This is a genomic window from Planktothricoides sp. SR001 (assembly GCF_001276715.1).
GTDB classification, from domain to species: Bacteria; Cyanobacteriota; Cyanobacteriia; order Cyanobacteriales; family Laspinemataceae; genus Planktothricoides; species Planktothricoides raciborskii.
This window is the reverse complement of record NZ_LIUQ01000011.1, coordinates 18,757-31,089: the sequence shown is the minus strand read 5'-3', so window position 1 is coordinate 31,089 and position 12,333 is coordinate 18,757. Positions and strand designations below refer to the sequence as shown.

The window sequence follows — 12,333 nt, the reverse complement described above, 5'->3', positions numbered from 1 at the left end:
TCTCATGGTGCGATCCCAACTGGCAGAGAGAGCATACTTGCCATCAGCGCTAACGCAGACGCATTTAACTTCCTGGGTGTGACCGACGAAAGTGTGCAGACATTCGCCGGTGGCTACGGACCAAAGCTTAAAAGTGTGGCGATCGCTAGTGGACAGAAAGAAGCGACCATCGCCGGTAAAACAGACGGACGAAATCAAATTGGTGTGGTTAGGAATCTGGCGAATTAGTCCCATCAGCCCTTCGCCCCCGTAGCCCCGCGAGGAAGATGGGGGGGATGGGGAGGGTGGGGAGGATGGGGGGGATGGGGAGGATGGGGAGGAAAAAGGCTGCGGTAGAGGTTCACCTGAAGTAGTCGCTCCTACGCCTGCCCCTACGCCGCGTTCTAAATTAACCAGATTCAACAAATCATCTACCTGTTGACTATCATAGAAATCCCGGAGAGCTTCCAGCTTACTTATCAAAGTCACGTCATCAATTCGAGCGGTGCGCCAGAGAAACAAGCCCTGATTGTAGACCGACTCTAAATGAGCGGGGTTAATTTCCAGAGCCTTATCCCACAGTTGGAGAGCGCGAGGGAAAAAGCCCAAGTCTAGGGAACACAATGCTTTATTGTTGAGAGATGCCAGATAGTAGGTGGGATTTCGTTCCTTAGCCCAACTGACAAAATTATATGTACAGGTATGTTTACAGGGATAGGCAACCCCAGTAGAGAGCAGATAGATTTTTTCTAACTCTGAGGAAATTTCCTCAGAGGTGGGGCGATCGGTGGGGTTCTTGCGGAAACAGCGGCGCAACAACCAGCATAGTTCACTGGGCATTTGCGGACTGGGCATCTCACCGGGCGTTTGCGAACTGGGCATTTGGTCGGTGTTCCTACCAGACGAACCTGGGGAAAATGGGGAAAATTCCCCAGACTCCTGATAAGACTTCAAAGCTTGGGCAGCGGCGGATCCCGCAGACCAGGTGCGTTTTCCTTGGAACATTTCCAGAACCAACAGCCCCCAACTCCAACAATCCACAGTTGGGGTTAAAGACAAAGACTTGACTTGTTCTGGGGAAAAATAGGGATCGAAACAGAAATTATTGGATGGATCGCTTTGGGCAGAGGCACCGAGTCCCCAGAAAGTAACAAAGTCATTTAGTTTAACCAAACCATCAGGGCACAGGAGGAGATTTGCTGGACGAACCCCTTGATGAATTACGCCACTCCGGTGGATATAAGCCAGCGCCCAAGCGGATTTTATTGCTATGTCTAAAATTCTGGCCAAAACCGCGTTACTGGTTCCTTGGTACAACCTACCAGACCGAATTTCATCATCTAGGGTATTGCCAGTGACAAACTCGGTGAAGATGGCGAAACGGCTTTCACCGGCGAGTTCAAGATTTTTTGGGGGCAAGGAGCGCCCATAGAAGCAATTGACTAATAGCGGATGCCATGCCAAATCTGCCCAAGCTTTAACCCGGTCGGCGATGGAGCGATCGCCAAGGAAGACTTTCGGTTTAGGAACGCTCATTATCAGTTGGACATCCCAGCCCAGGTGCCTCACGTGATAACGCGTTCCCATACCAGGAGACTCAGGAGACTCAGGAGACTCAGAAGATTGGGTCTGCACTGCCAGAACTTCATATAGTCCCAGGAGAACATCGCCTACTTGCCAAGAATTAGAAAACTGTATTTCCATAGACCTATCAGACCTATCACTATAGCGGACGTAAGCATTACCAACCCACTACAACTTTTTACAAACAATCAACCTACCAATCAACCAGCCAATCAACCAGCCACCAGACTAACGATGAGCTTTTAGCAAAGCGTTTTTCAAATCAACCGCAGACTTAAGCTGAATTTCTGGGTTATCTACCAATGCCCAGTCAATAACTTTTGCCAGAGGTCTGGGGATATCGGGGCAACGTTTGGCGATCGCCACTGCCTCCGTAGTTAATACGGTCAAAAATGGATCTCTATTATGAGTAAAATCCCTAGGATAAGTGCCTGTAATCATGTAATAAAGACAAGCGGCGGCGGCCCAAACATCCACTGATCGTTCAGCATACTTAAAATTGAGAACTTGCTGCCGAGGCATAAAAAATGGCATTGACCCTTTAGTTCCCGTAAGACTTTGGCCGCTAAACCCAGCCAAGTCAAAAGACCGATCTAATCCAAAAACTCCCAGTTTGGCAAAACATATACCTCCTATATCAGTCAAGAAAAACTCACTTGGTTTTAAATTCCCGTGGACTAAACCAGCACTATGCCCATAGCTCAATCCCTCCAAAACCTGTAAAACAATGGCCACCGCTTCGTTCGGGGGTAATTTACCGCCTCGTTGAGCCATCAGTTCCTCAACATTGCCGCCGTTACAGAACTCTTCAACTAGGAAAAATAGCCCGTTGGCAAAACAGAAGTTTTTCAGTCGGACGAGGTTGGGATGCCTCAATAATTTGCTTTTTTCCATTTCTGCCAAAAACCAGTTTTGGGCTGATTCCTTGACTGCCACTTGTGGCACCATGATTTTCAGCGCTGATTTTTCTCCGGTGTTGGTGCGACGAATTAAGTGTACTTCCCCATATTTGTTACTGCTTGCTTTGCCCAAAGTTGTTTGAATTGCGTAACCTTGGCAGCACGAAGGGCGATCGCTCCCGGTTTGGCTGAGTAGTTGCTCCACAGTATCTCTGAGATTTATTGCTCGAAGAGGGGCACAGGAGCGGTTGTGTTCTGGTGCGGGGAAATTTCCCCCAGACAAGAGAGGAGATAGGCCGCCATCGGGAAGAGGAGCAGATGGGCCGCCATCGGCTTCTACGCTGACTCGGAAAACTGTGTTGCCTATTTTGATTTTATCCCCGTCGGTTAAGTCGTATTCGGGGAAGTTGAGCTTTGCTCCTTGTTGAGCAGTTTGATGGGGTTGCCGTTGGCCAATTTTTGCCCCGTTGACGAAGGTGCCGTTTTTGCTGCCAAAATCTCTGATTCGGATGGCGGGTGGGTTGATGTCCAGCAGGCAGTGATACCGAGAAATTGCCCGGTTGCTTCTGCGATCGGGGATTCTTGGGTGGCACTCCTGGGCTCGGCCAATAATACAAGTGGCGCGAGAATCAAACTCAAATATCTCTCCTTGGAGTTGACCTTGACTAATGGTCAGAATGACTTTTGCGTGCATGGGATTGTCGATTATGAGTAATAGAAGCCTCAGATGCTTCCCGATTAACGACGCAAGTCTATGCTAATTTTTTCTTAGCCGTGACAAAAAATAGGGGTTAACTACAGAAGCCGAAAACTTACCCAATCTTACCCAATCTTACCCAAAATTCCTCAAATCGTCATAAATTTCCAGAGGAAAGACCTGCGATTGTTAGATTCAAATTGTCAATCTGGTCATTAGTGGTGGTAAGATTGGATCTGGTTAGGCGCGTGGGAATTATGACTCCATGTTATTAGGGTTTAAAACACAACTTAAAATCAATCAAACCCAACGGCAACAACTTGCTCGCCATGCGGGAGTGGCACGTCATGCCTACAATTGGGGTCACGGTTTATGTTTAGGTATTTTATCACATAATACTCATTGTAGCCCAGAAGAAAAAATTAAATTTTCTACAGCCATTGACTTACATAAATGGTTAAATAAATTAGTCAAGCCAGAAAGTCCCTGGTACTATGAAGTTTCCAAATGTGCGCCTCAGTACGCTTATTTGTCATCTCACCCAACGGTGGCAAGATTGCTTTAAAAAAAAGAAAGCACGACCAAAATTTAAGAAAAAAGGTAGACAGGACAGCTTTACATTGGATGGGACAATTAAAATCTTATCATCAAATAAACTGAAAGTACCAGTTATCGGCTGTCTAAAAACTTATGAAAGACTCCCGGTCGTTCCCGACCCCAAAAATGAAGGAGAGAGAAGAGAGGAGAGAGGAGAGAGAATATTTTTCATGGTTCACCTCTTTACTCTTTACTCTTTCATGGTTCACCTCTTTCATGGTTCACCTCTTTCCTCTTTTCTCTAGATGTTCCCGTTGCCCCCACAGATAAAATAGTAGATGTAGTTGGGATAGATTTGGGGATAAAAGCCCTGGCTAACCTATCAACCGGAGCCTGTAGAAAGCAATCGAAGAAACTGGCAAAACTCCAAAGAAAAGTTAGTCGAAAAGTATCGGGGTCAGCCAATCGCCATGTAGGGGTTCACAGAAAAAGCCAAAGAGAAAGCCAATAGACAAGAAGGCAAAATTCTCAAAAGCCGAGTGGCGCTTTTAAGGGGAATTGGGGGATCGATCCCTTATTTTGCACTCTTGTCTAATGTGATTTGTATTTATTCGGTTTAAACCCGAAAAAATGATCCAGGATCAAAATCAAGTCAAAATCAAGTCAAAATCAAGTCAAAATCAAGTCAAAATCAAATTATCAAGGTATTGAGCCGATTCCCTAGATGAATTTCCCCCATTCCTTTACCCCATTCTCTTCAGATATCTGGAGAGCCAACGATTTCGCTATTCAGAAAAGGGAAATCAAGCCGATCGCCTCAAATATTTTCCATTAACCCCAATACCTGAATTAATGATATAATTGCTAAAATTCAGAAATTTTCTATATTGTTTGATTGTCATGAAAAATTGGCTAGAACACAGCGTTTTTGTGGAAGTAGACATCCCCATAGACTTTGTTTGGAGTCTTTGGTCTGATTTAGAACAAATGCCTCGGTGGATGAAGTGGATTGAATCCGTGGAGATTCTAGAAGACGACCCTGATTTATCTAAATGGAAACTCGCATCTGGGGGATTTGAATTTAGTTGGCTTTCTCGGATTTTAAAATTAGTCCCAAATCAGATTATTCAATGGGAATCCATTGATGGACTGCCTAACCAAGGGGCTGTTCGTTTTTATGACCGCCACAATAAAAGCATTGTGAAACTGACCATCTCCTATAAAATTCCCGGATTTTTGGGCGAAATTATGGATAACCTGTTTTTAGGCCGAGTGGTGGAATCAACCATTCAAGCGGATCTCGACCGATTTCGTGATTATGCACTCAAAGCTTACGCCGAAAATTAAGCCCTGTGATAATGGAATCAAGATTAGATGACTGATTGGGCAAAAAAGCCTTCCAAACATTCCCGGATTTAGATATCCCCCATAGAGACGGAATCTTTCAACCACCAACGTTGCAGATTCCGTCTCTTTATTCTTGTTTCTATCACCAAGCGTTCCAGAGAGTCCCTTGCCCAGGGCGAAAATATTGCTGATTAAGAGTTAGATATTAAATAATTAGATATTAAGGCAGTAAGCTGTCGGGGATTGCTTCTGTCGATCGCCATTAATCGCGATCGCGCGTTGCTCAGACGAGGGAATCGAGCCTGGGATCCAGGATGTATTGATTGGGGTAAATTTTTCTCAGAGATCGTCAAAGGCGATCGCCATCAGAAGCGATCGCATATCCGTAGAATCACTGACATACATAAAAATTGGCTAAGGATTTCTCAATTCTGAAGTGAAGATTTAACAGGTCAGCCTAGGTCTGATAATCCAATACTGCTAAGACATCAGAGCCTAGTTTACAAAACTACACAATTGAAATGCTCTGAAAAAAAACTCCACCAGAATATTTTAGGGAACCTATCAATGACCTTTCCCGTCTTGGAGGGAGTAGGTTCACTAGAGTGGTGCCGATCAAATTAGTGAGCCTCCCATCAGAATAGATCGAGGCAAAGCAGATAAAAGGTAGAAAAATGAAGATGGATACTGGTAGCTTTGAAAAAATTAATCACCCTGGCATCCTTCACTCATTAATTCTGGATCAAATCTCCGGTTTAATTGAGATTTTCAGGGGAGTTAATCTGGTGGGTAAAAATTCATTGATTATTTCTATTTAATTAATAAAATACATAATGATTAATGATTCACGAGCCATGTCTTTGGTGCAAAATCTGTGGCTTTAGGTTTTTTTGTTGATTTTTTATGCAAAAAATATAAAGTTACTAAAATTAATTTATAAAATATATGATTAAGAATTAAATTTCTAGCTTAATTATATCAATTTTTTTAGTGCTTTTTTTATAAAAAATATTGAATTTTCTGCTGAATGTTTCTTAATTACAAAAAAATACATCTATGTTCACGGCTCTGAATAAAAGCTATTAAAATTTAATAGCTTTTAATTTAATATTTTTGAAGTTTTTATAAAGCTTAAGCTTTATAAAAACTTCAAAAAAACATCTAGACAGTTAGAAAAAAATAAGCTACAGTAGAAAAAATAAGCTACATAAATTATAGGATAGAAATAAAATTTATGCGTTGTCTTGGGCAGAAACAATAGGAAAATCACCGAACACCCAAAAAACGACTGCATTAGATAGACCATATATCAAGAATATTCAGGGTAGCACTTATACAATCCGCAAAAAAACATGAAATTGCGATCGCCTAATCAGTCGATGCCTAAGACAAGGAAGGATGGCAAATGTATATTTTCTGAACAATCCCCAAGAAAATTTTCCTCAGAAAATTACCACAAACATAAGACCAGAGTTTAATTCAGGAAAACCGGAGAATTATTATGGACGACCAAAATCAAAACAATCAATTTGTCACCATCGATCTCATTGACGTGACCAATGGAAATGGCACAACCGCTCAAGTGAAACTTGAACAAGTCGAAGCTGGGGTTCAAGTCAGCCTTGATAAGATAAATCCCATCGGCGATATCCGGGGAGTTTTCTTTAATGTTGCTGACAATGCTGCATTAGAAGGAATGACCGTCACGGGAGACAATGTAACCAGTTCTTCTTTTGCCGCTGATAGTGTTAATGATTTGGGTGGTGGTGTGAATGTTAATCCCGATCTATTTGATGGTGGGGTAGAAATTGGTACAGAAGGAATCGTTACTGATGACATCCAATCCACGACTTTTACTCTATCTAATGCAGCGGGTGATTTAACAGTCGATCAGTTTTTGAGTCAGGACTTCGGATTACGTCTAACCAGTGTTGGGGAAAATCGCTCCGCCAGCAGTAAATTAGCAGGAACCGCCCCAGCAACAACGGAAGCGACTGAAGAAGTAACCGAAGAAACAACGGCGGAAACCACTGCGGAAACCACTGATGATGTAACCGCAGAAGCGACGGCGGAAGTAACGGAAGACGCGACAGAAGCGGAAATTATTTCTGCCGAAATCGCTGAGGTAGAAGATTCCGGTATTTTTGATGAGGATGTTTATCTTGAAGAAAATCCAGATGTAGCTCAAGCGGTGGCAGCCGGTGAAACTACTGCGATTGAACATTTTGTCAAATATGGCAAGTATGAATTCCGTCAATTCAGCCGCATTTTTAGTGTTGAGGCTTACTTAGAACAAAATGCTGATGTGAAGGCAGCGGTAGAAGCGGGTGAAACTAATGCGATCGCGCACTACCTCCAATATGGTCAATTTGAAAAGCGTGAATTTAGCTATATTTTCAAGAGCAGCTACTACCTAGAACAAAATGCAGATGTAGCCGAGGCGGTTGAAAGCGGTGTCACCAGCGCCCTGGAACACTTTAAAAAATACGGCATGAAAGAGGGTCGGAAGTTTAATCCCTTGATTAATACTGAAGAATATCTGAGCTTGAATGCTGATGTGAAGGCAGCAGTAGAAGCCGGTGAAACCAGCGCGATCGAGCATTTGTTTAAGTATGGTTGCAAGGAAAAACGCAAGTTTAGTCGTGCTTTTGATGTCCAAGAATATCTCAGCCTGAACCCTGATGTGGCTGAAGCTGTAGAAGCTGGTCTGACCACAGCATTTGAGCATATGTTTAATTATGGGTTCACAGAGCTACGCAAGATCAGCAAGTTTTTGGATCTGGGCTTCTTTGCTCAAGCGAATAGCAGTTTACTGCAAAGTGTTTTCAATGTGACTGAAGTTGCTCAAATTGATGCGACTGCACTGGTTTCTTATGCGATCGACCAGTCCTTTGCCCAAGGGTTACAAACTTCGGAATCTTTCAACCTCAGCAGTGCGATCGCCAGTCTTTCTGGTTTCAGCAGCCAACAAATTAGCAGCTTGTTTGATGTCAGCAGTGCCACTGAAGTTAGCTTTGGTTCCCTGGTTGAATTCTTTAGCAATCTGTTTACCTCTCTGGAAACTAGCTTCACCAGCCAACAGATTAGCAGCTTCTTTGGTGTAGCTACAGTCAGCGAAATCAGCTTTGAATCTCTGTTAGAATTTGTCAGCACCAGTTTTAGCACTCTAATCAGCAGTTCTTCTAGCACATCCATCTCATTGGAGTCATTGTTAGAGTTCATATCCTCGAGCGAAGGTCAAGAAGCGATCGGCGGTGCAATGGACGATGATGCCGATAATGCCAATAATGCTGATAATGCTGATAATGCCAATGGTGATGCGGAGCTAGTGCTAAATATTCCCCTGCCTTCTGACAGTCAGCCGATCACCCCAGTATCTCCGGAAGAACCGGGCGATCAACCGGACGATCAACCGGACGATCAACCGGACGATCAACCGGGCGATCAACCGAGCGAAGAACCGGGCGATGATGCTTCCCCAATCCCAGCACCCACGGCGTTTCTTGATGTTCAATACATTATCAAGAACAACCAAGACAAGTTGGCAGAACAGTTCCCAGAGTTTGACTTCGCGAACCTGACCCAAGAGCAAGTAGACGCTATCTTGAAATTTGCCCAAGACACACGGTTGAACACTTCCGCTTTTGTGAATGTGTCTTACTTCTCAACGGTGATTCAGACCAAAGTCACCAGCAAACTGATTGCCCAAGGCTTGACTGAAACAGAAATTGCCGGACTCAGCCAGGAAGAGTTGATCAAGAAAGGTATTGAACTCGGTTTCAGTCCGACCCCATTGATTAAATTAGGATGGCTGAAGTCAGCGAACGGCAAGAAGCTGGAAGCATTGGGCATTAAGATCGAGAATAACCTCGAACTGTTCGAGTTTATTACCTCTAAGGAAGGTTTAGAACTAGGTCTGAATTTGTCGCCATTCTTTAACCCTGGTTTTGCCAAGAAAATTCACAAGGATAAGATTCGGGAAAAATTCGATATTGCCGACGGGGAAGAAGGCGTTGCTCAACTCGAAGAGGCACAAGTTCTCGACAAAATCTTTAGCAATGGTGGCATCGTTATCGACATCCGCTTCTATAAGGAAGTTCACATAGAAGCACTGAAAGCATTTGCGGCAGATTTAGGGGTTGCAGTTGATGACCTGACCGATGAGCAAATTACTGATTTTGCTCTGAATGAAGGGAAGGAACAAGGACTCGCACTGTGTCCGTTTAAGTTCGATGTTCTAAGTGAGACTTACAGCGATAAACTCAAGGAATTCTTTGGGGTCGAAGATGTCGAAACCCTGACTGAGTATGAACTAAAACAGTTTATCTTTCGGCCTGCTGTAGAAATGGGAATCGATCTTACCCAAGTGGTCGATGTCCAATTCTATAAGACTAAATTTACGGCGGCGCTGACTCAATATGTTGGGGCAAGTTTTACCGATCAAGATGTGATCAATTTTGTGTTCGGTAATGGCGCTCCTTATGTTGATGAGGAGTATTACAAGGCTCAATATGGCGAAGAAGTCACCGCTGATGGTTTGCTGGTGAAAGACCTGGAAGGTGAAGAATTGAAAGCCTATATCTTCACGGAAGGTTTGGAGGCTGGTTTGACGAAACTTTCAGCATTTGATATTGCTAAGTACAGCACAGATCATCAGGACAAATTACTCGCTTTCTTTGGTGTCACCGATGTGGCAGAACTCAGCCAAGGTCAAGTCCGTGAGTTCATGGTCAAGGAAGGCTGGAAGTTTGGCATTAATCTGTCTGATTATGTTTCTGCGGAAGATATCGAACTCTATCGCACAGAAAATGCAGCCCTGCTGAAAGAGTTGTATGGGGTGGAAGATGTCAGTACCCTCAGCGCTGAGTTGGTTCTGGATGCCGAGTTTGGCGGGTTGACTGATGGACTAGATGCTGACTTCTGCTTGAGTGGCTTGGTGACTAAGCTGGGTGAAGCGGCTGTACTGTCAGCCTTTGGGGTAGATTCGATCGCCAAAGTCTCCTATAAGCAATTGGTTGAGTATCTGTACTCCCAACCAACTTTGGAAGGCGTTGAAATCTCACCATTCAAGGTGAGTGAATATGTCAAGGCTAATGGTCAAGCGATCGCCGATGCTTTAGGTATTGATCTCAAGGAAGTGGCAGAACTCAAGCCTGATGAGATTGTTGAGTTTATGCTCGGTGAAGGGGCCGCACTTGGTATCAGTCTTGAAGGGTTCGTGGCAAGTGCTTACTTTGAAACCACCTACGCGGCGGCGATCGCGGCTTCCGGTAAGGATGTTCAGACCTGGTTAGCGGAAGATTACAAGACCATTGATGCTGGCTTCGTCGGCTATCAGTTTGAAAACTTGACCGCTGAGGAGCAAACCACCATCTTAGATGCTTTAGGTATCACTTTGGCTGAAGGCGCTACTTTAAGCACTAAACAACTGATTGATATTGCCTACAGTGCTGAATTCAAGGAAGTCTTAGGGGCTGAAGAAGTCAAACTGTCTGCGATCGACATTGCTGGCTATGTTGAAGCCAACAAGCAAGCACTGATTGACTACTTTGCGGCACCGGGTATCAAGATTAAGAGTGGTTCTCAGAAGTTTAAGAGCGGTTCTCTCAAGTTCGGTAAGAGCGGTTCCCTCAAACCCAAGAGTGGCGACCTGAAGTTTGGCGGCGACCCTGGTGACTTTGGCGATCGCTCGATGAAGCTCAAAGCCAAGTCTCTGAAAGTTCAGAAGAGTGGCAACCTTAAACCCGATCAAATCGCTCCGGTTGATACTTTCGATGTCACCAAGCTGACCGATAAGCAAGTGATCGAGTTCATGTTCGATAAGGGTGTGGAACTCGGAATCAACCCCATAGAATTCGTGGAAGTTGATTACCTGAAGGCAGAATTCGCAGTTAAAATCGCCGAACGTTATGGCATTGATGTGACTGCGGTGGCTGAACTCCCTGATGCCATAGTGGTTGATGCGATCTATGGCGGTCTGTCTAATGACATTGACTATGAGTTTGTCCGGGCTGAGTACGGCGCTGATTTAACCAGTAAGTTTGGGGTGGCGATCGAGCAAGTCACCGACTTACAAGTTCTGCAATATGTCTATGAAGTCGGCGTTGCCAGCGAAGTCAATCCTAGCGGCATCAAGATTACTCCGGTTGATGTGGAAGGCTTTGTTAAGGCTAATGGTGAGGCGATCGCCCAAGAACTCGGCTTGAAACTGGAAGAGTTACCCACCTTCAGTTATGAGGATGTCTTTGGCTTCATCTTCAAGCAAGGTGCTGACCTCGGTCTGAACCTCAAAGGTTTCGTCAACTTCGATTACTTCAAGGCCGAATTCACTCAAAATATTGTCTTCAACTATCGCGAAGAGAATGTCTTCAACATCGGTGCAGACAAAGTTTATGAATTCATAAACTCTCCCGAAGGGCAAGGTTTGTCCGCATCACCCCTGTACGATCCAGCATGGTATCGTGAAACCTACCTAGTCGATCTGAATGTCGATCTCAATGGTGATGGTGCTATTGATGAGGCAGAAGCTGAAATAGTCCTGGATCTCAATGGCGATGGTCAAATCGATGATGTAGAACTCAAAGACTTTGCCACGGGTCAAGGTTTAGACAAAGGTCTGGAAACTTCTAAGCACTATGACTTTGACAAGGACTTCGCCGAAGGTGCGGTTGCTCAAGATAAGCTCTTGGCTTATGCAGGCGTCCAGTCGATGGAGGATGTCACCTTCAGTCAGAAGTTAGAATATCTCACCAGCCAAGGTCTGATCGATGGTTATGTGTTCAGTGGCTTGCAAGCGATCAAGGATAAGCCAGAAAACCAAGATCCGCTGTTGAACAAGACTGGTGCTGCTTCTCTGGATGAAATTACTCCGGTAGATTTGTACCAAGCGGCTACTGAGTTGCAACTGTTCTCGGTCTAACGAGATTGTCTAACTGACTTTCTAGCTGTGTAACGATTTGTTGATGACACCAAAGGGCTGCAATCTTTTCCTAGGGGCAGCCCTTTGGTAAGCAAAACAGTTAAATTTTGATCTCTCCAATTGTGATTTCTCCAACCCCCCGAAACATCCGGGGAGTTTTTTTATGTCAATGGCCGCAAATTTGTAGCACTTACGCAAGTGGCGATCGATCTCAAGTTCAGCCTTAGTAGAGATAAATTAGGTTGGGTTTCCCCACAACCGGGTTAATTATAATAACTACGCTGATTTTTGCGGGCGCACCCGGAGTAAGGAAACATGGGTGACTGCACCGATCTTTCTAGTAACTTGGCTAGAATCGATCCGTATTTCAC

The 12,333-nt window shown here is 44.4% G+C and carries 5 protein-coding genes and 1 pseudogene; 4 read left to right on the top strand and 2 right to left on the bottom strand.

What is annotated here, in order from left to right; genetic code table 11:
- Nucleotides 1-3: 3 nt before the first annotated feature.
- A pseudogene (locus AM228_RS36710) lies at nucleotides 4-1,515 on the bottom strand (protein kinase); the annotation flags it as partial.
- A 276-nt stretch (nucleotides 1,516-1,791) separates the two neighbouring features.
- Nucleotides 1,792-3,156, bottom strand: coding sequence for a protein kinase (locus AM228_RS08750; protein ID WP_054465745.1), 1,365 nt, complete (start codon nucleotides 3,154-3,156; stop codon nucleotides 1,792-1,794).
- 268 nt (nucleotides 3,157-3,424) lie between these two features.
- Between AM228_RS08750 and AM228_RS34115 the strand changes: the two genes are divergently transcribed.
- The 4 genes from AM228_RS34115 (at nucleotide 3,425) to AM228_RS08735 (ending at nucleotide 11,962) form a co-directional block, all read left to right on the top strand.
- On the top strand, nucleotides 3,425-3,724 hold the full coding sequence (locus tag AM228_RS34115; RefSeq protein WP_054465744.1) for a helix-turn-helix domain-containing protein: 300 nt from the start codon (nucleotides 3,425-3,427) through the stop codon (nucleotides 3,722-3,724).
- 195 nt (nucleotides 3,725-3,919) lie between these two features.
- Complete coding sequence (locus AM228_RS36705; RefSeq protein ID WP_354636429.1) at nucleotides 3,920-4,207, top strand: transposase; 288 nt, start codon at nucleotides 3,920-3,922, stop codon at nucleotides 4,205-4,207.
- A gap of 389 nt (nucleotides 4,208-4,596) precedes the next feature.
- A complete protein-coding gene (locus tag AM228_RS08740; protein ID WP_054465743.1) occupies nucleotides 4,597-5,043 on the top strand; it encodes an SRPBCC family protein in 447 nt (148 codons plus the stop codon).
- Between the two features lie 1,501 nt (nucleotides 5,044-6,544).
- A complete protein-coding gene (locus AM228_RS08735; RefSeq protein WP_054465742.1) occupies nucleotides 6,545-11,962 on the top strand; it encodes a hypothetical protein in 5,418 nt (1,805 codons plus the stop codon).
- The last annotated feature ends 371 nt before the right edge of the window (nucleotides 11,963-12,333 follow it).

Excerpts from the sequence above, each read along its gene's own strand:
- AM228_RS08750 (WP_054465745.1), bottom strand. The coding sequence starts at position 3,156 with ATGCACGCAAAAGTCATTCTGACCATTAGTCAAGGTCAACTCCAAGGA.
- AM228_RS34115 (WP_054465744.1), top strand. The coding sequence starts at position 3,425 with ATGTTATTAGGGTTTAAAACACAACTTAAAATCAATCAAACCCAACGG.
- AM228_RS08740 (WP_054465743.1), top strand. The coding sequence starts at position 4,597 with ATGAAAAATTGGCTAGAACACAGCGTTTTTGTGGAAGTAGACATCCCC.
- AM228_RS08735 (WP_054465742.1), top strand. The coding sequence starts at position 6,545 with ATGGACGACCAAAATCAAAACAATCAATTTGTCACCATCGATCTCATT.